34 protein-coding genes are annotated in these 24,651 nt (G+C 30.1%); 7 read left to right on the top strand and 27 right to left on the bottom strand.

The window, feature by feature from the left end; all coding sequences use genetic code 11:
• Positions 1 to 61: 61 nt before the first annotated feature.
• On the top strand, positions 62 to 1,675 hold the full coding sequence (locus OCL94_RS12165; RefSeq protein WP_262997192.1) for an ABC transporter substrate-binding protein: 1,614 nt from the start codon (positions 62 to 64) through the stop codon (positions 1,673 to 1,675).
• Positions 1,676 to 1,742: 67 nt separating this feature from the next.
• On the opposite strand, the gene OCL94_RS12160 is transcribed toward OCL94_RS12165, so the two are convergent.
• The 6 genes from OCL94_RS12160 to OCL94_RS12135 form a co-directional block, all read right to left on the bottom strand.
• The gene (locus OCL94_RS12160; protein WP_262997191.1) at positions 1,743 to 3,131 is read right to left on the bottom strand and encodes an ATP-binding protein; all 1,389 of its coding nucleotides are present in this window, start codon (positions 3,129 to 3,131) and stop codon (positions 1,743 to 1,745) included.
• An 81-nt stretch (positions 3,132 to 3,212) separates the two neighbouring features.
• On the bottom strand, positions 3,213 to 4,475 hold the full coding sequence (locus OCL94_RS12155; protein ID WP_262997190.1) for a Y-family DNA polymerase: 1,263 nt from the start codon (positions 4,473 to 4,475) through the stop codon (positions 3,213 to 3,215).
• Between the two features lie 137 nt (positions 4,476 to 4,612).
• Complete coding sequence (locus OCL94_RS12150; protein ID WP_262997189.1) at positions 4,613 to 5,830, bottom strand: ATP-binding protein; 1,218 nt, start codon at positions 5,828 to 5,830, stop codon at positions 4,613 to 4,615.
• A gap of 124 nt (positions 5,831 to 5,954) precedes the next feature.
• On the bottom strand, positions 5,955 to 6,485 hold the full coding sequence (locus OCL94_RS12145) for a GNAT family N-acetyltransferase (RefSeq protein WP_262997188.1): 531 nt from the start codon (positions 6,483 to 6,485) through the stop codon (positions 5,955 to 5,957).
• A 14-nt stretch (positions 6,486 to 6,499) separates the two neighbouring features.
• Positions 6,500 to 7,603 carry a DUF1648 domain-containing protein gene (locus tag OCL94_RS12140; protein ID WP_262997187.1) on the bottom strand — a complete coding sequence of 368 codons (1,104 nt, stop codon included), beginning with the start codon at positions 7,601 to 7,603 and terminating at the stop codon, positions 6,500 to 6,502.
• A 2-nt stretch (positions 7,604 to 7,605) separates the two neighbouring features.
• Positions 7,606 to 7,971, bottom strand: coding sequence for a GntR family transcriptional regulator (locus OCL94_RS12135; RefSeq protein WP_262997186.1), 366 nt, complete (start codon positions 7,969 to 7,971; stop codon positions 7,606 to 7,608).
• Between the two features lie 195 nt (positions 7,972 to 8,166).
• Here OCL94_RS12135 and OCL94_RS12130 point away from each other — a divergent pair, with 195 nt between their 5' ends.
• The 4 genes from OCL94_RS12130 to OCL94_RS12115 all read left to right on the top strand — a co-directional run bounded on the left by OCL94_RS12130 (position 8,167) and on the right by OCL94_RS12115 (position 10,776).
• Entirely contained in the window at positions 8,167 to 8,469 is a 303-nt protein-coding gene (locus tag OCL94_RS12130) for a type II toxin-antitoxin system Phd/YefM family antitoxin (protein ID WP_262997185.1), read from the top strand.
• A complete protein-coding gene (locus OCL94_RS12125) occupies positions 8,469 to 8,768 on the top strand; it encodes an addiction module toxin RelE (protein WP_262997184.1) in 300 nt (99 codons plus the stop codon). Before OCL94_RS12130 ends, OCL94_RS12125 begins: the two co-directional genes overlap by 1 nt.
• A 39-nt stretch (positions 8,769 to 8,807) precedes the next feature.
• A complete protein-coding gene (locus OCL94_RS12120) occupies positions 8,808 to 9,419 on the top strand; it encodes a DJ-1/PfpI family protein (RefSeq protein ID WP_262997183.1) in 612 nt (203 codons plus the stop codon).
• Between the two features lie 181 nt (positions 9,420 to 9,600).
• Positions 9,601 to 10,776 (top strand): MFS transporter, encoded by a 1,176-nt coding sequence (locus OCL94_RS12115; protein ID WP_262997182.1) that lies wholly within the window; start codon positions 9,601 to 9,603, stop codon positions 10,774 to 10,776.
• A gap of 142 nt (positions 10,777 to 10,918) precedes the next feature.
• Here the strand turns inward: OCL94_RS12115 and OCL94_RS12110 are convergent, their stop codons facing one another.
• Positions 10,919 to 11,323 carry a hypothetical protein gene (locus OCL94_RS12110; protein WP_262997181.1) on the bottom strand — a complete coding sequence of 135 codons (405 nt, stop codon included), beginning with the start codon at positions 11,321 to 11,323 and terminating at the stop codon, positions 10,919 to 10,921.
• Between the two features lie 278 nt (positions 11,324 to 11,601).
• Here OCL94_RS12110 and OCL94_RS12105 point away from each other — a divergent pair, with 278 nt between their 5' ends.
• Together OCL94_RS12105 and OCL94_RS12100 are read left to right on the top strand one after the other, a co-directional pair.
• Positions 11,602 to 11,859, top strand: a complete 258-nt coding sequence (locus OCL94_RS12105) for a type II toxin-antitoxin system Phd/YefM family antitoxin (RefSeq protein WP_262997180.1) — start codon at positions 11,602 to 11,604, stop codon at positions 11,857 to 11,859.
• Entirely contained in the window at positions 11,852 to 12,124 is a 273-nt protein-coding gene (locus OCL94_RS12100; RefSeq protein ID WP_262997179.1) for a Txe/YoeB family addiction module toxin, read from the top strand. The genes OCL94_RS12105 and OCL94_RS12100 overlap by 8 nt, the downstream gene beginning before the upstream one ends.
• A gap of 21 nt (positions 12,125 to 12,145) precedes the next feature.
• Here OCL94_RS12100 and OCL94_RS12095 read toward each other — a convergent pair whose 3' ends face one another.
• The 20 genes from OCL94_RS12095 to OCL94_RS12000 form a co-directional block, all read right to left on the bottom strand.
• Entirely contained in the window at positions 12,146 to 12,907 is a 762-nt protein-coding gene (locus OCL94_RS12095; RefSeq protein ID WP_262997178.1) for a hypothetical protein, read from the bottom strand.
• A gap of 5 nt (positions 12,908 to 12,912) precedes the next feature.
• Positions 12,913 to 13,398 (bottom strand): NUDIX hydrolase, encoded by a 486-nt coding sequence (locus OCL94_RS12090; RefSeq protein WP_262997177.1) that lies wholly within the window; start codon positions 13,396 to 13,398, stop codon positions 12,913 to 12,915.
• A gap of 173 nt (positions 13,399 to 13,571) precedes the next feature.
• Positions 13,572 to 14,048: a hypothetical protein gene (locus OCL94_RS12085; protein WP_262997176.1), complete on the bottom strand. Its 477-nt coding sequence runs from the start codon at positions 14,046 to 14,048 to the stop codon at positions 13,572 to 13,574.
• A 157-nt stretch (positions 14,049 to 14,205) separates the two neighbouring features.
• On the bottom strand, positions 14,206 to 14,769 hold the full coding sequence (locus OCL94_RS12080) for a TMEM175 family protein (RefSeq protein WP_262997175.1): 564 nt from the start codon (positions 14,767 to 14,769) through the stop codon (positions 14,206 to 14,208).
• 208 nt (positions 14,770 to 14,977) lie between these two features.
• The gene (locus OCL94_RS12075; RefSeq protein WP_262997174.1) at positions 14,978 to 15,238 is read right to left on the bottom strand and encodes a Txe/YoeB family addiction module toxin; all 261 of its coding nucleotides are present in this window, start codon (positions 15,236 to 15,238) and stop codon (positions 14,978 to 14,980) included.
• A complete protein-coding gene (locus OCL94_RS12070; RefSeq protein ID WP_262997173.1) occupies positions 15,238 to 15,489 on the bottom strand; it encodes a type II toxin-antitoxin system Phd/YefM family antitoxin in 252 nt (83 codons plus the stop codon). The genes OCL94_RS12075 and OCL94_RS12070 overlap by 1 nt, the downstream gene beginning before the upstream one ends.
• Positions 15,490 to 15,588: 99 nt before the next feature.
• Positions 15,589 to 16,050 (bottom strand): GNAT family N-acetyltransferase, encoded by a 462-nt coding sequence (locus OCL94_RS12065; protein ID WP_262997172.1) that lies wholly within the window; start codon positions 16,048 to 16,050, stop codon positions 15,589 to 15,591.
• Positions 16,051 to 16,063: 13 nt separating this feature from the next.
• Complete coding sequence (locus OCL94_RS12060) at positions 16,064 to 16,558, bottom strand: GNAT family N-acetyltransferase (RefSeq protein ID WP_262997171.1); 495 nt, start codon at positions 16,556 to 16,558, stop codon at positions 16,064 to 16,066.
• 99 nt (positions 16,559 to 16,657) lie between these two features.
• Positions 16,658 to 17,092: an NUDIX hydrolase gene (locus tag OCL94_RS12055; RefSeq protein ID WP_262997170.1), complete on the bottom strand. Its 435-nt coding sequence runs from the start codon at positions 17,090 to 17,092 to the stop codon at positions 16,658 to 16,660.
• Entirely contained in the window at positions 17,089 to 17,658 is a 570-nt protein-coding gene (locus OCL94_RS12050) for a histidine phosphatase family protein (RefSeq protein WP_262997169.1), read from the bottom strand. The genes OCL94_RS12055 and OCL94_RS12050 overlap by 4 nt, the downstream gene beginning before the upstream one ends.
• Positions 17,659 to 17,679: 21 nt before the next feature.
• Positions 17,680 to 18,690, bottom strand: a complete 1,011-nt coding sequence (locus OCL94_RS12045) for a S66 family peptidase (RefSeq protein WP_262997168.1) — start codon at positions 18,688 to 18,690, stop codon at positions 17,680 to 17,682.
• A 127-nt stretch (positions 18,691 to 18,817) separates the two neighbouring features.
• The gene (locus OCL94_RS12040; protein ID WP_262997167.1) at positions 18,818 to 19,141 is read right to left on the bottom strand and encodes a DUF4111 domain-containing protein; all 324 of its coding nucleotides are present in this window, start codon (positions 19,139 to 19,141) and stop codon (positions 18,818 to 18,820) included.
• Positions 19,142 to 19,212: 71 nt separating this feature from the next.
• Positions 19,213 to 19,563: a nucleotidyltransferase domain-containing protein gene (locus tag OCL94_RS12035; protein WP_262997166.1), complete on the bottom strand. Its 351-nt coding sequence runs from the start codon at positions 19,561 to 19,563 to the stop codon at positions 19,213 to 19,215.
• A gap of 52 nt (positions 19,564 to 19,615) precedes the next feature.
• Positions 19,616 to 19,756: a hypothetical protein gene (locus OCL94_RS13250; RefSeq protein ID WP_317618567.1), complete on the bottom strand. Its 141-nt coding sequence runs from the start codon at positions 19,754 to 19,756 to the stop codon at positions 19,616 to 19,618.
• 313 nt (positions 19,757 to 20,069) lie between these two features.
• Complete coding sequence (locus OCL94_RS12025; RefSeq protein WP_262997165.1) at positions 20,070 to 20,735, bottom strand: hypothetical protein; 666 nt, start codon at positions 20,733 to 20,735, stop codon at positions 20,070 to 20,072.
• Positions 20,736 to 21,116: 381 nt separating this feature from the next.
• A complete protein-coding gene (locus OCL94_RS12020) occupies positions 21,117 to 21,827 on the bottom strand; it encodes an RES family NAD+ phosphorylase (RefSeq protein WP_262997164.1) in 711 nt (236 codons plus the stop codon).
• Between the two features lie 18 nt (positions 21,828 to 21,845).
• Positions 21,846 to 22,253 (bottom strand): hypothetical protein, encoded by a 408-nt coding sequence (locus OCL94_RS12015; protein WP_262997163.1) that lies wholly within the window; start codon positions 22,251 to 22,253, stop codon positions 21,846 to 21,848.
• 5 nt (positions 22,254 to 22,258) lie between these two features.
• Positions 22,259 to 23,179 carry a sce7725 family protein gene (locus OCL94_RS12010; RefSeq protein WP_262997162.1) on the bottom strand — a complete coding sequence of 307 codons (921 nt, stop codon included), beginning with the start codon at positions 23,177 to 23,179 and terminating at the stop codon, positions 22,259 to 22,261.
• A complete protein-coding gene (locus OCL94_RS12005; RefSeq protein ID WP_262997161.1) occupies positions 23,160 to 24,026 on the bottom strand; it encodes a sce7726 family protein in 867 nt (288 codons plus the stop codon). Before OCL94_RS12005 ends, OCL94_RS12010 begins: the two co-directional genes overlap by 20 nt.
• Before the next feature lie 201 nt (positions 24,027 to 24,227).
• Positions 24,228 to 24,651 (bottom strand): DinB family protein (locus tag OCL94_RS12000; RefSeq protein ID WP_262997160.1); only part of this gene is annotated, 424 nt, incomplete at its 5' end.

The following is a 24,651-nucleotide window of genomic DNA, read 5'->3' as shown; positions in this document are numbered from 1 at the left end:
AGTAGACTTAAATGATTAAAAATAGACACTTTTTATTATTAGTCTACTTTTAGGAGGTTTTATGGAGCGATTATTACTTTCATTTTATAATCTTAATTTAACAGCATTCCATCAATTAGAAGTGAGTGAACAACTCAATATAAGTCAAAAGCATTTATCTAGAAGTTTAAGGAGATGGCAAGAGGATGGTATATTGTCATACGTTAGTGCACGTGGTAGAGGGAATAAAACGACAGTAGAATGGCATATGAATATCGATCAATTGTATTTTGATAAAGTGATTCAACTTATAACGCCATATCAGCTCTCTGATGCGATTCAATATTTAACATGGGATTGGTCACTTGAGCATAAGCAAATATTAATTACGAAAGCGAACCAACTTCTTGGGATATCACCGGAGAAACAGGATAAATTAATCGTTAGGAAACGCTATGCTCCGCTCTTTGAGCATCCGTTAGAAGTGGTGGATATTAATAGCTCTAATATATTAAGCAATGTATATGACACTCTAATGACCTATAACCGTAGCACGCATTCATATCAATTCAAAATTGCGCAACATATTGATTTCCAAACAGATTATGCAGTGATCTATTTACGAAAAAATGTGTCTTTCCATGATGGTACACAAGTCACGAGTGAAGATGTAAAACGCTGTTTGTTATCAGCAAAAGTACATCAGGAATTGAAAGTATTACTCAGTCCGATCACGGATATTGAAATCATACAACCTTATATATTAAAAGTACATTATCAACACTACCCACACTTTAAAGATGTATTATGCAAACTGAATTTAGCAATTTATAAACAAGGTAACAATCGAATCATTGGAACAGGACCTTTCTATATTGCTGAGAACAATGATTTTCAAACTGTACTTAAAGCATTTGAACAATATTACGGTTATCGTGCTTATTTAGATGAAGTGGATTTGATTTATATACCTAAACTTAAGCATTCGGACTATTCAATTGAAGATCTTCAAACATTAAATGATGTGGAGGATGTCCAGGTTACTGACGGTTTTTATTACGCTCTATCTCTGCATCAGAGTAGATTGTCAGAAACACAAAGAGCAACCATCCATTACTTATTACAGCAATCTGTTTATGATATCGCTGATCAACATACTAAACTATCGCCAGGACATATTCTTGAAGGACAAGTCCTTCAGTGCATGCGTCCTGAAAAATTTGAACAATCTTTCTCGATTACTATTATCTATCCAAGCTATATCGAAAAAAAGATGCTGCAAATCAAGCGATATTTTCATCAATTTGCTATTGAAGCGGTGTTAAAACCCGTCGATATTATGACGTCATTTAATAGCGAAATCACAATGGATGGTGACCTTTATATCCATGGTATGTACTTTACTGAAGCGGATTCATTCGAATACTTTACACTGCTTTATCAAAATACAATGATGCATTTTCATCTTTCAAATCAATTTGATGCGTTAAATGCGTATTATCACCAATATCTCTCTTCAGACACGACACATTGGGATGACATGAATCATACAATAAATAAACACCTATTTGATGCGCATCTCCTCTACCCTATCTTTAATATCGTAAGGGAGGTACAAGTGCCTAAGCAGATTGTTAATGCACAGGTTACTAGTACTGGGTTTTATAACTTTGATGAGGTAGTGATTAGGAAGTAAAAATGAAAACCACTGACGTGATTTGTCAGTGGTTTATATTATTGATATTAATTTTGACTATTTATTATCAATACCTTAATGCTTCGCATATTTCATTAAAACTTATACATTCAGCATCATATTGTTCGAAAATTTCACTTTCAACAAACCCAGATTTACTAAATAATAAATATTGATGAGGACCCGGAATAATTGATCCTTTATCTATTAATGATAATAGTATTTTTGGTTTTATTTTTTCATTTCTCCATTTAGCTTCACCTAAATAATATTTATTTGAACTTATGCCAAGATAGTCTATTTCTACTTCTTTTCTCTTTTGTTTATCAGTACCAAAGAATATACCTTGTTTAATTATTTTATCATCGAATTTTAATTTACTATTTCTTTCATTCATATATTCAAATACAATTTGCTCAAATACTAATCCCATATATTCATTTATATAAGGTTTAACTTTTTCATTATAATATGATTTACCTTCTTCTAATTCAATCATTGCCTGTCCAAATTTCACAAATTTAAACCAAAATCTATACATGAAATCTTTCACTCTATAAATCGGTTTTTTAGATCCATATTCTGTTACAGATTCTATCTTTTCTACAATCATCAATTCTTGTAAATTAACTAAGTATGGTGTAATATCTGAAGAACGTTTTCCAATCGCAGTTGCAATTTCATTGTTCTTACTTGCACCTTTTGCTATGGCTAATAATATTTCATTATAAATTTTTGGATCTCTTAATTCTTGATTGAGCAAGTTTTGTGGTTCTTCATAAAGTCTTCCTCTTGATTCGAAGAACAGCTTTATTAAGTTATCATCTAAAGATTGATTTACATCAATAAAAGTTAAGTATTCTGCTACTCCACCGGTAACACCATAATATATTGCAACTTCTTCATTCGATAAATCCGGAAAATACGATAAAACTTCTCTAAATGTAAATGAATGTAGCTTCATTTGACTGGTTCTACGACCATATAACGGACTTTTTTGTCCTAATACTTGTTTTTCCATGAAACTCATAGATGATCCGCATAAAATGATGAATAGTTGTGTATCTACGAAGTATTCATCAATAACACGTTGTAAAATACTAGAGATACCATTTACGGATTCTGCTAAATAAGGATATTCATCTATTACTAAAATAATTCTCTCTTCTTTTGCTTGTTCTCCTAGATATTTAAATGCACTATGAAAATCTGAAAACTGTGCTGCATTTAATCCAGGGTTAAGCACTTCAAATAAATATTCGGAAAATAATTGTAAATTTAGTTTTTCAGAACTATCAGTTGCTAAGAAATAGATTGCCTTTTTATCTTTAATAAACTCTTTTATTAGTCTTGTTTTGCCTATACGTCTTCTGCCATATATAATACTCATTTCAAATTTGCTGCTATTATATTGTTCTTCAAGCCAACGAAGTTCTTTTTCTCTTCCGATAAACATCCTATCACCTCGTAATTATTATAACATAATTACGATTATGTTAATTACAATTATGCATAATTACAATTATGTTAATTACAATTATGCTTTATGTCCAGCAATCAATCCATTACGCTTCATAGCTGTACCCTGCTCTGTATATGACACTGCACGCAATACACTATTCTTTCCAAATCGTATTTTCAACTGATCAACTGTCTTCTCTAATCGTTCCTGTTTCTCTCGTTCAAATTCATCGACAAAGAGCGACAACTGACGATCTTCCTCACGTACAAAGTTTGTTAAAGAGATATTCAAAGTACGATACATCCGTTTCTTATCACACAACTGCATCATAAATCCCCACACAACCTGAAAGATATCCGCCGTTAAATTCGTCCCTTCAGATAACGTATAGCTCTTATTCACTTTCCCCTCATCGCTATAACCAACCGTAAAAGAAATCGTACGTGCAATCATATTGTCAGCACGTAATCTAAATGTCACTTCTTCAACATGTTCTAACACGACAGCGCGTAGTTCATCGAATCGGTAATCACGCATTAAAATCTGACTCTTATTAATAGAGGGTTTATAAATATGATGTTTCTCTCGAATTAAACTCGAATCAATACCATTCGCATGGAGATGCAAGTCTACCCCGATAATTCCAAAATCACGCTTTAAATAGTGATGGGGATAGTTTGCAAGCTGTCCAATCGTAAATATCCCCTTCTGATTGAGCTTCTTTTCTGTACGACGATTAATCCCCCAAAACTTACTCAGCGGCTCAATCGACCACATTTTCTCCGGAACATCTTCATAATGCCATTCAGCTATCCCATCTGGTTGCTTCTTCGCCTCCATATCCAGCGCAATCTTACTGAGTAAGACATTATCCCCTATCCCCACAGCACATTGAATCTTTGTCTTATCGTAAATTTCATTCTTAATTCTAACGGCAAGTTCATAGGGTGTCTTGGCATATAAATGATAACTCTTCGTCACATCCATAAAAAATTCATCAATGCTATATTGATGATAATCTTCAGGCGCAACATATTGTAATGAAATCTCGGCGATTTGACTGGCAACATTTAAATAGGCTTTCATAGACGGATTAATAATGTAAATATCAGAACGATGTGGAATTTCGAATAAACGTGAGCCTGTCTTAATACCCAATGCCTTTAGTGGTGGTGTTGCAGCAAGGACAACCGAACCTTGACGTTTCGTATCAGCGACAACAGCGAGCTTTGTATTTATAGGATCAAGCCCTTTCATGATGCAAGAAACACTCGCAAAGAAACTCTTCTGGTCGATACAAAGCACGCTTCTTTTCTCGCATAGACTGTAATCATACATAGTAAGCACCCTCTTATAATCTTTGATGATATATTCATCATATCAGAACATATGTTCTATTTCAATAAAAATAGAACATATGTTCTTGTTTTTACACAAATAAAAAAAGCAGCACTATAGGCTACTTTTTAACAGCATTAAATTGCATAGATAGGATAAGCAATCGTCTCATAATCTAAATAACTCTTTTGTTGAACAAAACTTAAAATAACTCGATTACCCATCGTAAATCCTTCAGCCTTCTCTAAAACAGTCATATTTTTAGCCATTTTCAAAGTCGGCATCGATGATTTTTTGATTTCAACAGGATATAAAACCCCGTCTTCTTCAATAATGACATCGATTTCCTTCATATCTTTATCACGATAGAACATAATCGGTACATTTATTTTTCCAACATTATTAAAAGACTTAATGATTTCAGAAATCACAAAAGTTTCTAGAATCTCTCCACTCATTGCACCATTCATTAGGGTTTCTGGTGTTTTCCACTTTAAAAGATAACAAACAAGTCCTGTATCTTTAAAATAAAGCATTGGTGTCTTTACAACACGTGTCAGTCGATTATTAGAAAAAGGCTGTAATAAGTAAACAATCCCAGATGCTTCTAAAACACTAATCCAACTTTTAATTGTTTTAACATCCACACCAACTTCATTTGCAACAGTATTATAATTCAACAACTGAGCAGTACGAGCAGCTAAAACAATTAAAAATTGAGAGAATAAATTAAGGTCTTTAATATTTAATAAATCACGAACATCACGTTCAATATACGTTTTGACATAAGATGCATAATACATTTCCCAATCTAGATTTTCGTTCTTATATAATTCAGGTAAACTTCCACGCTGAATGATACGCCACATCTCACTTACTTCAACAGATTTTCTTTTTGCAGCAATGAAGTCATTATCTGGAATAAAAGGTGATAACATATCATCACCAACAATTTCTCGTGTAGACAGACCATTCATTTCAATAATACCAACACGACCTGCTAAGGATTCAGAAATATTACGCATTAAACTAAACCCTTGAGAACCTGTTAAAATAAATTGGCCATAATCATCACTTTGATCAACAAGCCTTTTAATTTCTATAAATAATTCAGGTGCATATTGCACTTCATCAATAATTAATTTCCCAGGATGGTTCATAAAAAAGAGCTTTGGATCATCTTTAGCAAGTTTCAATTCAAATAAATCATCTAAAGTAACATATTCATAATCATCACCAAATAAGTGCTTAATTACCGTTGATTTTCCGACCTGTCTTGGTCCAGTAATTAAAGCAACTTTAAAATTTTGTTGTACTTTTAGCAATGTATCTTCAATTGTTCTATGGATATACATTAAATCACCTCCGGCTAACATGGAATACAACTCCATATTAGACGAAATAAAAATGAAAATCAAACGAAAAATATCGTCTAATATGGAATCGTACTCCATATTAGACGCTATTTTAGTTAATCAATCATAAATCATCCCTCTTCAAATCAACAATCCACACTGCATGATGGCCTCCATTTCCCCAATGGTCTTTAAAGAAATACGTTGGTTCTCCTAATTTGCGTGTCCAAGTTTGTATTGATTTTTGATAACCACAGTCAAAACAATATCGATAAATACCTTGTTGTTTTATATAATGCGTCATTCGTTTAATTAACGTACTCCCCACCCCCTGATTTTGATAATCAGGATGAACATAAAGAGAGCCCATTTCTTTAATATTAGCTACTTTTTCTCCTAAAAGTTTTTGAATAATTATATTAGGCTGATAGAAACCAATAATACCAACTAGTGCATCCCCATCTTTAGCAACCATAAAGATATCTTTATTATACTTAAAGTAAGACGTTACATAAGTCATCTTCTTATCAATCTCAACTTGCAAATCTTCATCATCGTCAATGCCATTGTTATTAAATGTATGTGTTAATACTAAAGTGAAAAAATCTTTTAAAAGATGTGCGTCATCTTTAGATAGCATTTCATAGGTAATCATGTAAATCCTCCTCATTATGAGAAAATTGCAATAAACGCAATGATGACAAAAGGTAACCCAATAAGCATAAACGCGATAAACCAGGACATAGGTCGCGCCATATTAAGCGTCATGCCAATATCACTTAGTTTTGGTACCCAAACATTCTGATCATCTTTGTTGAAGTAAAACAAACCAAGAATATAATTTTCTTCGTCATAGTAAGGTGCTTTATTATCAGATGAAGACGCTACGATGTGTCTAAATTTGCGATCTTCAGAGACTTGTAAATATATACAAACCCCAACAATCAATATCATGATAACAATAAGTGTATTAAATACACCGTTCGGTAAATAATCCGAATCAAAGAGCACTGGACGTATCAATATTAAGATGAATAAAGCTGTCATCGTAAATGAAAGTAAATTCATCATCATGCTATTAATCAGTTTTGTCTGTTTAATATATTTTACAGAAGCTGATTTTGCCACTGGGTTAACAGTCGTATTAAAGAATTGTGTCCCTTTCTCGGCAGCCCAAAGTGTAAAGAGCATCAATAAACCGATAATACCAACACCATATACACTAAAGAAATTCTTCTGACTGAAATCATCCGCCTCACCATTAAAATTCCAGTGCGTTGCAATCGTGTCAGGTATTTTATCATAATTCAAAGCAACAAAGATAAAGGCAACAATAAAACCAAGCAGTTGCATAAACAATAAGAAATTAGGCAATGCTGAACTTTCAACCATCAAAGATGTATCTGTAGCTTTAACAACTTTAATATCTTTCATCCAATCCTCTTGTGTCTTCACAGCCTTTAAATGATCATGGGCTTGCTTATAAAGATAAACACCTCCAATGATTAAAAGGTGAATCCAAATAACAAATAATAGCACACCAGTAGATGATTGAAATACATAAAACGTAATGCCATTTAGCAAAGCGATAACAACAGCAAGTCCAATCACTTGTTTAATAAAACGAGTTTTAATCGTTTGAATAATACTGTTATTTGTTTCTTGTTCAGGGACAAACACGCTAAATAAAATATTTCGACTTACAAAACGTGCATTTAATAAGAACAATAAGCCGGTTAAAAGTAATAATCCACTTAAAAATAACCCTTCCATAACTAATCCTCACCTTCGATTAATTTCAGTAAATCGGTAACACTTAATTGCTTACACTTCGCTTCATCAATAATCGGCTTCAAACGATTAAGTAAATCTTCTTTCTCACCATCCGTTGCAACTTTTAATGCATCAGGATGAATGATTGCACCAGACTTCGGCTGCACAAGAATCAATTGTTTCTCCTCCAGATAATGATAGGCTTTGTTCACCGTATGCATATTAATCTGAAGACTCTTCGCAAATGCTCTGCCAGATGGTAACGGATCATACGGTACGACATTCCCTACTGCGATGTGATGAATGATTTGGTTTGCCAGTTGTAAATAAACAGGTGTACTGCTCGTTTCATCAATTTCTATGTACATAAAAACACCTCTAAATTGCCTATCTGTTATATAAAATATAGAACAGATATGAATACAAAAATAAAAATCAATCTGTTATAGATTTATTATAACAGATTGGTGAATAATTACAACTTATTATCATGTGAATAAAAAGACTAAATTTAGACTAAATTAAACCTAAAGTGTATAATGTTATAAAGGAGAGTTGATTAAATGAATATATTAAATGTACCTACAACGAAAATCTCACTCGTTAAAGAATCACCTACTAAAATATTTGAACAATCTGAGAAAGAACAAAATGGAGTTTATGTATTTAATCATAATAGTGTATCTGGTGTTATGTTAGCAACAGATTTATATGAAGGTATGGTACAAGAATTAGAATATTTACGAGATGAAATAATAAAATTGAGATTAGAAAATAAAAATGTTCAAACATTAACAGATGAAGAAGTTCGTGGAGATAAGGCAAGAAAAGTCCCGAAAATTGACGATAATGATGGATGGGAATAATGAAGAAAATACAATGGACACGGTATTCACAAAAAGATTATGAGAACTTAGATGGAAATCAAAAAATAGCGGTTGATAAAGCCATTGATAGAATAAAAATTAACGGAATGTTAGAAGGAGAATATCTGAGGAAAGAATTAACAGGATGTAAAAAAATAAAACATAGAAAATTAGGTCTTAGGATTGTATTTAGAGAAATAGATAATCAAATAGAAATAATTGAAATTATATGTATCGGTAAAAGAGCAGATAACGAAGTATATAAAACAGCAGTTAAAAGAATAAATTTAAAGAAATGAATACTGCTATTAGATATTTAAAAAGAGGTGGTGACATAAATGAATAAAGCACTTGTTATTTTATATCCTGGTTTTTCATTATATGAAATCAATTGTTTAACATCTTATTTGACGATTAATTTATATGATGATGTTGCTTGGAAAATTGATACAGTTTCATCAACATTAGAACCAGTAACAAGTGAAGATCATTTTTCAGTCAATCCAAATAAAGTGTTTGATGAAATTGATATACTAGATTACCGTTTGATAATTCTACCTGGCATAATTGACTACACTAAAATAATAGACGATGAAAAGATTATTAGCTTTATTAAAAAACTCAACGTAACACCTAGACCACTTATTGCATCAATATCCTCATCACCTATTCTATTAGCAAAAGGCGGAATATTAAAAGATGTGAAATTTACAGCGGGTTTATATGAAGAAACGTTGGAATCATATCCATACTTATCAAAGCAACAACTCACTAGAACACCTGTTCATTACGACAAAGAACATCAAATAATAACAGCTATCGGATTTGCATTTAGAGAATTTGCGATAGAAGTGTTAAGAGCATTAGATTATAAAGTTAAAGATACACTATTTTCAGGTACTTTAATTAAAAAATATTCAAAAGAAGATTTAACATATAGGATGCAATAAATTATTATTGTACAAATTTTCTGATAATGATAAGATGTTAGAAATAAAAAAATAAAAGGTGATCTTATATGTAATGATTTCTTTCTAATCAATAATTAAGGACATAGACTTGCAAGTCCAATAAAAATTGAATAATAAATTGTATTTGTAAGTCTGTGATCCTCTAAATTGGGAGGGAATCATGAAAGGATTTACAAATAATTTTAAATACTTATACTTCAGCCAACTCTTTGCTAACACAAGTGATAACATTTATATCATTGCGATTATAGCTTATTTATATGAATCGACACATTCAGTTCAATTCAGTGCATTAGTGCCAATAATCATTACGTCAACTTATTTTATAAGTGGTTTTATTGCGCCAAAAGTATATTCGAAATTTCAAAAGCAGCAAATATTAGTATTCAATCAAATGATGAAATGCTGCTTGTTAACGTCTCTAGTCTTTACAATGTATTTTGAAATACACTTTGCTTTTCTTTTAGGGTTAGCATTTCTAATTGCTTTCTTAGATGGATTTACAAATCCTTTAAGCAATACATTAATACCCTACTTTGAATCAAAGGATAATATATTAAGGGCGAACACTAAAATCAGTAGTATGAATAATATGGTACAAATTTCTGCATGGGCATTAGGAAGTATGTTGTTAGCGGTTCTTCAAAGTGATGGATTGATAATAACATGTATCATCTTATCCATTATTTCAGTAATAAACATAATGAAGATCAACTTTAGTATTAATACAGTAGAAGAAGAAATAGTTGGATCGAAAAGTTTCGCCGAAGTTATTCTAAGTAATCGTAAGTCTGCCTACAGTACCTATTTAAACTGGAATACGTTCTACGCATCATTTGGTCATGCAGTTTGGATAGCAGCAATCATGATAGCCTTTGTTAGAGACTATCTTCATGCAGCAACGTTTTGGTTTGGAATTATCAACGCAGCCTTTTTTGTTGGATTATTAGTTGGAACAAAAATTATTCGCATAACAGAACAATTTAAAATATTAAACTTATACTTTGGCGGGTATTTATTGCTATCCATCATTACATTTCTATTTGGAATTAACAGATGGTTGTTAATTGCAGTTGTACTATCATGGCTTTATGGCATGATTGAACAAGTATTATCGATTGCACTACACACTGAATTACAAAAGCAACTAAAACATGAAACTCTGATTGATACTTACTCACTAAATCAGATGATATATAGCTTAGGATTTTGTATTTCGACATTTATAATGTCATCAATTGGAGAACACTTTAACTTAACAACAGTATTTGTAATCGCATCATTCAGTTATATAGCAATTTGTAAACTGACTTATCGTTATAAAGAGATATTTTAAAAAATAAATTAAACGCAAGCACGCATCAATTCTGAATGTTAATTCAAATTGATGTGTGTATTATATTTAATCTAAATCAAATAAAGTCATCATTTCTTGATGAGATATCGTTTCTTTATGTTTCGACCGTTCGAAATAATGTTCATTCCGCCATATTAATATCTTCAATATCCTCTAGTAATTCCATCTCAGCTTTACATTTATTAATCCAAAGTTGTTTAAAAGATGTTTCATCTACAATACGTGAAGATAAATCGCTAATATGATGAATATCGTTTTCTTCGCACCATTTCATGCACTCGATGTACAGTTTCAACTCTACTGAATTTGGATCAATATCATATAATTCAATTGGTATTTCAGTAATACCAGCATTGAAGGCAACGAAACAACGTGTATGACCATCAACGATATAAAATTGATTGTCATAGTGAATTACTGAGATTATTGTATTTTGGATAGAATTATCATCTAACCATTCACCAATCTCATTCACTTTACGTTGATTTAAATAAAGTTGTGTGAGTTTAAGATCGTCGATATTCATACGTTATGCACATCCTATTAAGTATATATTTACAAATACTATATCATAATTATTATTTTCTAATTAGATAGGAACTAATAAGAATAAGAACAAGCCCAGCTATGGTGAAAAAATTTAGCAATCTACCAAACAGAAAATAATCAATAAGATTAGTAACAGGTGGAATAAAGTAAAAAAGACTTGTTAACAAATAACAATAAATAATAGAGTAAAAAGTAATTTATGTGGATATTAACTACTAAAAGTAGTACAATGATGTTGTACAAGGAGGTAGAAATATGAAAGTAACGACTTATTCTAATGCAAGATCAAATTTTAGAAACATTATTGATATTGTTAATGAAGACTGCGAACCATATACAATCACAACAAACACTCACAATGCTGTGATAATTTCAGAAAGTGATTATAATAGTATGATTGAAACACTATATCTACAAAATTCACCTACAAATGCAGAAAGATTACAAAGAGCAGTAAATGACACTAAAAATAAGAAAAACATAATTGAAGTTGAGATTGATTTAGATGAGTAAGAAAAAAATTTTGTTTTATGAAACTGGTTTCGAAGATTATAATTACTGGCAAACAAATGATAAAATAGTTTTAAAAAAGATAAATAAATTAATTAAAAGTATTATGGTTGATGGTGTTAATGATGGTATTGGAAAACCTGAAAAATTAATCGGAAATTTTGCGGGATGCTATAGTAGAAGAATTACCCATGAACACCGACTTGTATATAAAATAGAAAATGATATGATTTGTATTTTACAATGTCGCTATCATTATGAAAGGTAGAGTAGCACTCAACAGGCTATTCTACCTTAATTTTTTATATACTTTATAATTAACTTCATTTCTGTGATTTTGTATTGTTTCAAATTTATCTATCATCCATGGTTCCCAGAATGTCTGTCCTTGCTTGTTAAAGACATATTCGTCATCAATAGCATAAGATGCGTGTGTCAATATTTCGTCCTGATAGAAACAAATAACATCGCCACTGATAAATGAAGATTCGACTTCAAAGTATCCGAGACGTTTTAGATAAAGCAAAAACGCTTCTTGATGCATCCAATGTTCTAATATAAAAGGATTCTTTGTAATCGCAAAAATTGTTGCAGATAAACAATTTGCGCCATGTTCATTTGGAAAAGTATTATGCAATTTCGTTAAATGTGGATATTGATGAAAGTATTGAATATCAGTTGTACTGAATTCATCATCAAACTGATGTATAAATGCTTGTTGTTCATCAATATTTAGCTGTTCCCAGTAATGCGCAGTGACTAAATGATTGTGATGTATTAATTCATGACCATTATTAATCATTTCTAATTTAATCTCATTTCTTAAATCATCATTTAAACATTCATACCATCCAGGTTCTGCAACAATTACAAAATCATAAGTTAAGTTCCAAGTTTGATACGTTGAATTATTAACAACATTTGATAAGCTACTGTTTTTCTTAAACTCTTCTTTCGGAACAACTAAAGTGTTTATTAAATTATGCTGATGTTCATTTAAGGAAGCTTCTGATATAAAGAAAAGATCAAACTCGAACTTCAAATTACGCATGTTAACTACCCCACTTTAATATACTTACAATATCTATCCCATAAATCTGGTATTAATTCATCTAAATTTTGTTCAATTTCATTCGGTGCTACCCACTTCGCATCAACAACTTCTTCAGCCTGTAAATTAAATGTAATGTCATTCGTTGGTGATTCGTATAGATAAGTTTCAGTAATATAATGTGAATGCATGGTATAACCTTTGAATTGAATATCATCTAAAGGAGCAAATATACCTGTTTCTTCAAGTAACTCACGATGTGCAGCAAGTACACCATCTTCTCCTGCAACAGCAGATCCTCGACTACATTCCCATTTCAAACCAAGTGGTTTATCAGGATGACGTTGTGTAAGAAGCAATTCACCATTTGGTTTTTGTACCCATATTTCAACGACTAAATGGTACAATCCAGCAGGAACAGAAACCCCTCTTTCATGCATGATACCGGTCTTTTGCCTGTTTTGATCATGTAGCTCCCAAATTTCAGTCATGATGCACCTCCAATAGGATATAAGTAATATTTGAGTCATTTTGACTGAGCGAAATAACACATATTTAGCTCACTCACTTACATGGTTTCGATTGTAATCGAAACAAACATAGAAAACAGCATACATTTCGACTATAATCGAAACGCAAACTATAAATTACTGTACCAATTCTCCTAACGATTTGTAATTAAGTATTCATAAAGATGCTTAGTCCTACCTTTACTATCCCATTGATGATAAGTATCAAATAATTTCTTAATATCATTTTCGTATAATCGAACTAGATCAGTTACTTTAATAAAACTAAGCCAATAGTGTGACATAATATATGTTTCATTTTTAGAATAAATATTATACGTAAAATTTTCTAATGTTATGTCATCATAGCTTTGAGCATAGTAGTCAAATAAATCTTTTTCCAATTGATATACTTCATCAAAAAGTACATCATTAAAAAAGAACTTTCTTGGAAGGTACGTCGCCATCCCTTCTTCAAACCACATATCTTCACACGTAGGATTTTCATCGTCAAACTCAGCAAGAAATAAATCAATATGATGTGCGAGCTCATGTCCAAATATAGCGAGTACTTCATTTTGAGTATTTTCTTTATAAAAAGATGTATATTTATTTTTAAATTGTTCAGGCAACAAATTTTAAAGATAAGTGGATTTGTGTCAAGAAATCGGACACAAATCCATTCTTTATCAACGAATATAAAGAAGTCATTATAGAAAATGGTATACGTGCGATGGATAAGATAATACTTAGTAAAGATATTTAAAATATAGCTATTTTACTAATGTATTATTTATTTTTGGGCTTTGTGATAAACATATTAATAATAATAATGATCAGTGAAATAGCAAAGATAATATGACTTATTAATGGATTAACAAAAGAAATGATTGCTGCTAAAATGATACCCCCATATAATAAACTCCTATTAAGAAAATGGGTAGTAATATCTTTTTCAACGTTATTATCTTTCATAATTTGATGATCCATGAGTTGAAATGATACTGACCATAGTAATACAATAACTAAATATACAATTTCAGGTAAAGTGGCGTGTGGATCTTCACCTATCCATGCTGTAGCAAATGGCACAAGTGTTAAGAAAAATGTCCATACACCATTATAAAGATAGGTCTTTGTAGAGATGATTTCAGCTTTTTTAAAAATATTATGATGATTGAACCACACAATATAAATTAAAAAGAAACTAATAGTATAAGCTAAGAAAATCGGCCAGTTTGCCATCAAGCTTTTCAATGAGTTATTTTCCGGAACTTTTAATTCCAATACCATAATTGTTGCAGCAATTGCGATAATTGCGTCGGTAAGTGCTTCTAATCTGGATTTATTCATAGTTCTCTCCTTTTCGGTAAGTTATTTTATAGTAAAACAAATATATAAATTGCACAATATAAAAAAATAGAAATGCAAATAGAAAAGGTATATAGAGAATAGTAGAAATAGAAAAAGACTTCTTTATCAATGAATATAAAGAAGTCATTATGGAAAATGGTATCAGAGCGATGGATAAAGTGATACTAGGTAAAAAAATTAAAAAAAATTATTCATAATGTCCATAGGCTGAATAAATCGTTACTATTTTTTTATCGTCATTAACAGTATAAACAACACGATATTGTATATTAATCCTCCTGGAATAAAAGCCTTTTATAGGAGGAATTAATTTTTCAAATGAATGGTTATTTTCATATGGATTATCCTTAAGTTGATTAATTATTTTCAAAAAATTACTTTCTAAGTGTGTATTTTTAATTTTTTTCAAATCTTTTTTTACACTTGATTTCATAATTATTTTATACATTATAAATTATCCCAAGTACTGTCAAAATCAATTTCTTCTTCGTCTTTTCGTTGTTCGATTTGATATGCAATACCTTTTTCAAGTAAGAATAGTGTTTCTTGAATAGCATTCCAATCATCTTCTCCAACTAAAACTGCGCCTTTTTCTCCAAGTTTAGTAGGTGCAATATATATTTCTTTATTATCTTCATTAACAGATTTAATGATATTGAAAAAATCTTTTCTAGCACTAGTCGGTGTATAAGTGTTCATATTTACCCCTCCTATAATGTACGTTATGCTGTACATTATAACATAACATATGCATATTAAAAAGAAATTATTGATTACTAATATACTTTTCTTAGATAACTAATTTAACCTCTTCAATAACTTCACATACTCACCGTATTCATCTTCACCTTCAAATAATACTTCAGTGAATCCTTTCTTTTCATACAAGTGTCTAGCATTTAAGTTATCAGTATCAACGCCTAGAGATATCTCTTCATATCCCAAATCTTTAGCATAATCAATTAAATAATCTAAAATCAAACCACCAATGCCACGATTGCGGTAGTCCTCTTTAACTATCATTCTTGAAAGATACACACGTTGATTTGGAATGGTATAATCCGGATCTTTATGATTAAAAACTAATGAACCTTCACCAATAAATTCATCATTCTTTAAATAAATAAAAGTTTTTCTATTACCATTCAGCAATTGATTATAGAAAGTTTGAATCATTTCAGGATGCTCTTTCTTACCCCAAATGGCTTCACATTTATCAAATTCTTTAATATCGAGTTGTTTGATTTCAAATTTTGTCATAACCCTACTCTCCTTAAGATGTCATAACCATCTTAACTGTTTGTAATGGATGGTCATAAAAATAATCTACATGTTCTTCACTAATAACGAAGTTCTTAGATTGATAAAATTGAATTGCAGAGGTGTTTTCTTTTTCAACTTCTACTTCAAAAGTAACTTCTTTTGTGTTCGTATCTATGTTAGATATCGCTTCACTCAACAACTTAGAACCAATCCCTTTACCTTGATATGCTTTCAAAATGTAAATTGCCATAAGCATTGATTTGTTTCCTTCTAACAAGTATGAAAGATTTACGAAACCCACGATATTATTATCATATGTAGCAACTAATAAAATTGACTTATCAATTCTTTTCTTAAGCATCTCTTCACTATAAGATTCATTTAGAAATTTGTTTTGAATGTCTGCTGGAATAATGCCCTCATACGTCTCGTGCCATGAAACCTTTGCTACATTTTGAATTTCTGAAATGTCATCATATGTTGCTTTTCTAATGTTATAATTCATGGATATCACCTCAATCAATTGGAATTACATATAAGTATATAGAATTTTCAGAACATTATCATTAAAAATAAAAAGTATTAAAATAAATAGCCACAAAGACTACATTTTAATACTCTTATTCACAGCCCAAATATGATGATCGTGAAATAACAGATGGCCAAATTCATCAATTTCTAACCATACGACTTCATAATCTTCTTCTGATTTATTATTGATTTTTTCTAACAAGGTGCACGTATAAAAATGTCCGTCACTTAATAAGGGTTCGTTAGTTGAACTCAGAAAGTATCTCTTTGCATTGCCGATATAATTGCCTATGGACACAGAATATCCGGTTTCTTCAATTAATTCTCTTTCCAAACAATCCTGATGGCTTTCGTTAGCTTCTATACCACCACCAGGTAAGAAATAATGTCCATTTCCATTTCTTACTGCTAATAGTTTGTCTTTAGATTGATTAAAGATTACAGCATAGACACCTGTTCTTTGAACGTAGTCAATGCCATTTAATTTTTCTCCAAAGTAATCACTCATGATTCAAACCCTATTCTTTCAATAGTATGTAAACTTTGATTATTGAATTCTACTTTATAAATATCTGGTTTCGATGTGTTTTTCCAAAAATCAAATCCAACAGAAGAATCAAAATAGTTCAGAATGGCAGTTAATATGTTACCATGTGTACCAATAGCAACTATATGTAATGAATCATTATTTAAAATTTCTATTATTATTGGAATCGACCTTTTTTGTGCATCTCTAGTACTTTCTCCACCGGCTAATTTAAAATCAATATCGATAAATGATTGCTTTATTGCCTCGTCAATTTCTGCTTTCTCTAACTTATAAGGTCCTTTTAATCTCTTCTCTCTTAATTCATCGTAAATAATAATCTCTCTTTGATTTGCTAAAGGTTCTAATGTTTGAATTGCTCTAGTATATGAACTTGAAAAAAACTGATCAAATTGAATATTGGCTAATGTATCAGCAACTTTTCTTGAATCAACAAATCCCTTATCTGATAAAGATCGCTCTCGTTCATCACCGAATATGAAGGGAGATTCGGCGTGTCTAATGAAATATATTGTTGTCATATTCATTTAATTTCCCCTATCCATTGATTATATAAATTTTTGAGTAATGATACCTTTACCATCTTCAAATTCAACAATGCCATATGCACCATTAATCAATGTAATTTGTGGTGGTTGATGACCGCAATCGATGTCATAAATTATTGGAATCTCTAAATCATTAAAAAGGTCTTGGTAAACGTCTTCTATCGTATATCCATTTGAATCAAAATTTACTGGCGTTCTACCAAATAGAATGCCAGCACAATTATCGAACCAACCTGCATATTTCAATTGAACTAGACTTCGTCGAAAATCAGCAGGCGAAAGTTCACAGTTTTCAAGATACCAAATAACTGGTTCACCCTCTAAATAATCATCTCTAAATTGAGTTACATCCCCATAAGGCGTCCCTACTAAATGACGTATAACATCAATACAACCACCTAATAATCTACCTTCGATTTTTATATATTGACTATTTACAGCTTTCCATTCAGTCTTTTTGTCAAAGTTATAAACATAATCAGAGGGATTTGCATGGCCCCATTGGCTTTGAAACATCTTAGAAGAATATTGAACAACTTCTTCTCCTGTTTTAGTATTCAATACAGTTAGCCATTTTGCTGTTGTATCATCAGAATATTTTCCACGTAGATCAACAAGGTTGGTACCATGAGCCGTTGCAATACCTGTTTTCAAAGTTATCGCTAAAAGAATCGTACTGATATCCGAGTAACCTAAAATCCATTGATTTTGTAATGTTTCATAGTCAATTTTATCAAGTACTTCAATCGCTAGTTCTCCACCCCATGGAGGAATAATAATATCGACATCTTCATTTTGTAAGAACTCGTTCAGTTCATTAGCTCTTGTTTTTGCATCAGCAGATTTTGCTTTATGCTGCAAAAACGTAGTGTCACCAATAATAAGAGGATTTTCTGGTTCGAACTTTTCTCTTATCAAATCAATCAAATGGTGTAGGTTTGAATCGATACCAGAAGATGGAGCTGTAACGCCTACTGTAAAATTATCTTTTAGTATTGGATATTTTATCATATGCATAACCTCCTTTTTATGGTTTTAGATTTCTCTAAAATACTAAAATATGCTTAACGTTATCGAGATGATAAAAAGTTGCTGGATTTTCAATAATTATTAATTTGTCATTAAAGTAAGCAATTTATTACTGATTAAAATTTTTAATATAATTTTTAAATCTTTTAGCTTCTGTAATATATTTATCTGGTATTTTTATTTGATTGTTATCGTACAATTCATATACTAAATTTAAAAATTTACTAAAATCAGAAGTATTATCTTTCATCCAGTTTAATCCTTCTAACTTAGAAATCAACACACCTTTTTCATGATAATAATAACTTCTACATAAATTCATAATAGTATCAACATTGTTTAATGGCGCATCGGCTTCATCATACATTAAACTATCTATAAATTCTTGTGCAGTTACTGCAGGAAATACATCTTTAATTACTGGGCCATACACAACTATGCCTTTGGTTCTTAAATTCATTATATGACTTGCTAAATCTGGATCTTTCTTTTCAATATTAGTTGTTACCTGCCATTTGTTTTTTCATAATTGTTGTACCAATATGGCGAGTAATGAAACTCATACGAATAGGGATGATTCTCTTCAGATAGCTTGTGTATATTCAAAAACGATATTTCTATCTCTTTCTTCGGCCCTTTATCTTTTAAAGTAATAAAGAAATTTAATAAATCATTTTTTTGTTTTACAGAAAGTTCACTATTAATCAAAACTATCATATCTATATCTGATCTTTCCCACTTAAAAGTTCCTTGAGCGTAAGATCCATGTATATAGATTCCTATAAGCGCAGTTTGCAATATATGATTTATACCTTGACTAACAGTTTCAATATAATCTTCAATTATTTTAGACATGTTAATCGTCCTTATTATTATTGTTAAAACGAATTTTCATTTAAAATAATTATTAAAAGCGTTCTTCCCACTCCGATAAGTACATAGCATCTAGGCATTGCTCTGGATTTGAAATCTGTGATTGAAACTCTAAACTATTACCGTCTAAATCATAAAAATGAATCTTAGCATATGCATTTTTCATATGAGGCAATACAAAAGGTTCTTCTCCACTAAACCCAAATGCGCCCCTCGTTTCAATCCCCTTTTTATTTAACCATTGTTTTGCTGTCTTTAAATCTATTAACTCAACATTAAAGGCAATATGACGAATAGAAGGATGATAATCTAAATTTACACTTTCACATTCCCACAGTCATAACCAACTCACATCTTTCTCTATCCACATAAATGCAACCTTATTTGGTATATGATTTTCTAATGTTAATCCTAAACTTTCATAAAATTTAATAGAATTTAATAAATTGCTAACAGGTAGATGCGCTTCGAATAAACCTTTTATCAAACTAAACCACCCTCTTTTTAATTTCCAATTGATTATTTAAATAATTCAACTTATATTCGTCAGTAACTATTTGTATAGGATATGACTTAGATAATTTGTCCGAAAATAACCATCTTCTTCCTTCTTTAGTTAATAAAATATATTCTTTTTCTTCACCTGAACATATAAAGTTTAAACCATCTTCTATTAACTCATTATCTCGTTCCCTAAATTTATGATTCTCTAATTGCTTAAATATTTCATTAAGCTTGTTTGAAACTAAACTAATTTCACTTATTCTTATGTAATTGTTATTTATAGAATCATTATAGTCTGACTTATTTCTGGCTATAAATTCTACAATATTTCCAGATGGGTCGTTAAAATAAAATGATTTCGCATTGATATGCTCAAAATATATTTCATCTTTATAATCTTCAGTCAAAAGACATACTTTGTCGCTTATTTTTTTCTTTAACATGTCATAAAGATTAATAGGAATATCTATAGCAAAATGATAATATGGATCATCTTCCATAACATGATTTTCAAATATTATTTCACTATGATTGAGGTGAATAGTCAATTTATTATCCATAATATCTGACTTGAATCCTATGTTTTCATAAAATCTTCTTAGTTTATGTAATTTTTCATTTGTTATTAAGTGAATTGATATAATGTTCAAAGTTATGCCTCCTCTTTTATTGAACATTATATAAATAATTCTACGTAAAACATATACTCCAATAGTCTGATTATTCTATATATTTAAAGGTTCATTTATTTCTATTCGAAATATCTCAAACTTATTTCAATATAAAATTTATAAACAAATAAGTTCGTAATGGCTAAAATAATTAACATTTTAAGAACTGTGATGAACAACAACCAACATTAACACCTGGCTTCTTACGTTCAAAAAACTTTAGGATTTCGTACAGTTATATAGACTGTCGTAAGACCTGATATTAAAGGATTTCTGATTTTTTCGATTGCATAGAATTACATCAAATATCACTCAGGGGTAACTAAAGGGTAACTTAATAAACTGCTGGCCGGTGGTTAGTTACATAATTGCATATAAGATATTTTTCAGAAGTACTATACTCAAAAAAACCAAGTATGTATAATATATTTTATAATCTATATATTTTATTTGTTTGGTTTTAACTCTCTTACAAATCACTAGATTCGGATCAAAGATAAGAAGATTATTAGCATTCTCATTCATGACACTTTCATACAATATACCTTGATATCCTTCTTTAGAACTCTTAATAAAATCACTAATATATTGTAATGGTAAATAATGTATGCCTTTATCATCATTGTTTGTAGGTTTTGCTATTTCTGCGGATATTTTCATTAAAGTATCTCTGTTTAAATAATATTCTTCTAAGTTTTCACCATATGGATCTATTGTATTTTCTTCAAACTTGCGTAAATCAACAACCTTTATCTCATCTTTTAGCTCGAATTCACCTATGTGTACTTTATCGTGAAATCCAGCTCTTACTTCCTGTATACATGCCATTTCATTATCACCTAAATACAAGGCACTAATCCATTCTGCATTCAATCTTCCTGGAGAAGCTTTACCCATAGGTGGTGCATACATATCTTCCACCTCTAATAGCCTTGTATTTTCCACTCTGCATCTAAACAAAGAAAATTCTCCAGGTTTAATTGTTTTTTTGGTATAACTTAAAAGCACTTCTAACAAATCTAAATTTATTTTCTTTGTATGAAATCTATTATGATATTTAATAGAATCCACAAACTCCTCCCAATCATTTTACGAAACTTTTAATTTATTATCATCCAGCTCTAACTCACTTTCTACACCTACTAAGCTTTTTATAAGTCTCTGATCAAAGTTGTCATCTTTTGAGAACAATTGATTTAACAACCTATAAATAGAGTCCCTTTCTATTGAAAAAATAGACCATCTTTTTTCAAGTGAATTTTGTAATAAATCTTTTTTCTCATGCGGAAAATCTGAAGGTAAATCTTCATCAGGTGTATAAATATCTATTATTTGCCTCAGTTTATCTTTAATAGGCTCAATGGTCCTCTTATTGTTAATTTCAAGCGACTTAACATTTTTATGCTCTTTAGAAAAATCACAATCTCCAATATCACCTGAACTTTTGATTATTGCTTTTAAATCTATATTAGTAAAACATTTCTCACACAATCTCAAAATGCTCACCTACTAACTAAATATTTATTCATTATTTCAAGGTGATGCATAATCGATAATTTTTTTACGTATCCAAGGCCAGGGTAACGTTTTTCTTTCCATAGTTGTTTAAATTCCCTTATTGCAAAATAATTATTTTTTTCCTCAGTATTTTCAGCCCATTGAATCAGTTTCTTTAGTGCCTCATAGAATTTTCCAGCCGGGTCGGATATATCGTCATTTGTGTCAGATACAAAATGTTTAATTCTTAAAGTATTTTTATCATCGAAATAAACTATATGTATTGCAACAGCTACAGGTGCAAATCCACCATCTGTATATCCTTCTCCTACAACTGAAAAATCTGAAAAAGCACTATAACCTTCTTCTTCAAAATAAAGATGATCGTCTGAAAAAAATTCATCTGGTTTTTCTGCATAATCTGCATTTCTCTTTTGTTTTTCAAAAGCATCTCTTATCAAACCTATTTTTTGACCAGACTGCCTGAGTAATCTACTATAACGATTACCATCTTTGATAAAATTAATTTGTGGCGATAACCCCGTATCTTCTAATAATGAAAAATTTTTTATATCATCTCGTGAAAAATATAATGCAATAAACTTTTCACTTTGAGACAATGTACTGACATTAGAAATTACTGAACTAGCATTATTCATTAATATTGCATCATAATTTAAATTTAGTTCTTCACCAGTAACAGGATGATTAGTATCATAAAGTGCATATTCTCCAACTTGTGGATTTAAAACAGTATAAATTTCACAATTTAACTCTACACCTTTTTTTAAAGTGGACTTTAGTGTAGCGGTTTCTTTGATAGGTTCAATAATTGGAATTACTTTTTGAGTTATCAGATTTTTTTCTATTAACTCTCTAATAGCAATTAATTCATATTGTCTTCCTCTAAGATATGGATAATACATGAATTTCCTCCTCTAAAGCATTATTTAAACGATAATACTCATTCTCTTTCAATTTACTAAAATAAATTAAAGATTTTAATTCATAGGGAATTTTTAAAAAATCTGAACTGTTATTTTTAATTACATTTCTCTGCTTTAAGATTTTTAAAAATTGCTCATACAAACTTTCAATTTCTATTTTTTCAAATAGTAGTAAGTTTAATTTATATTCTGTGAATTGGTCATATTCAGGTACTTTTTTATAAAATCTTTGTAATAATTCTTTTCTTTCATTTTTTCTTAATACTTTATATATAGATTGGTGATTCAAATACTCTCTATTTCTTTTAGGCTTTTTTTTCTGGCTAATAGTATTTCTTTTTGTAAGTACTGAAATGCCGACAGGAGAATCTTTATAAACTTCTAAAACTTTTTCTAGATGTGATTCATCAATCAATATTTCAACGTGATCAAAAACAGTATAATAATCTAATATCTGACTATTTAAACGTTGTAAAGAGTCTAATTTTGTTTTTATTTCATATACAACTGCTTTTCCATTAATAATAACTACATCAGCTTTAGATTTATTTATAGGCTGTTCAGCCATTGCAAATGATGTATTAATTGAATGTTTTCCAATAAGTATTTTATTAATGATTGTATTTTTATAATAATACTCATTACGATAAGTATTATTTAATAAATAATATAATTTTTCGAATTTACTTAAATTACTGATACTATTAGCATCTTCTGTAAAATACTTCTCATATGCTCTATCCAAAACTTTACTTCTATTTGATTTTATTAACTCTTCGATTGTAACTTTAGAAAAAACGCGATTGAGGATAATGTTATTATTCATAAACTCCCCTCCTTACAGATACTAATATATAATCTATGAAATAATTATATATCAATATTTATCTTATTTCATACCTATATGACAAAATTATTATATAAACAGTCAAACTATTGGAGTTTCAAACAATGACTCATAACATATTACAATAAGGTATCGCCTATAAAATCTGTCATTCTAAAATTCAAGTTAAAATTGCAATTATTAATCCCAAATCCTTGGTCTTTCAATTCCTGCAGTTCTCATATAATCTAATAATTGTCCTAAATGAACTGCTTCATGGAAAGTTACTCTTTCTATCATATCTCCTATAGTTCTTATATAACCTGCATCTTGCGATCTATCAATTTTAATATTAGTAAGATCATCTTCACTTAATTTTTTAATGAATTCTTTGTACTCATATTTATATTTTTTTGAAACTATTATTAGTTCTTCAATGCTATTTTCAATATCATCGTACGGTGTTGGAATTTCCTCAATACTACCACCTCTAATAAACATTTCATGATACATGTATTCTGATTGTAAAACATGTTTAATCATTTCAAATATAGTTAGAGCTTCTTTATCAGGTTTAAATTCATAATACTCTTTATCGATACTTCTCCAAACAATCTCACTGCGC

It is taken from the genome of Macrococcus capreoli (genome assembly GCF_025628935.1).
Lineage (GTDB): Bacteria > Bacillota > Bacilli > Staphylococcales > Staphylococcaceae > Macrococcoides > Macrococcoides capreoli.
This window is presented reverse-complemented; position numbering and strand designations above follow the sequence as displayed.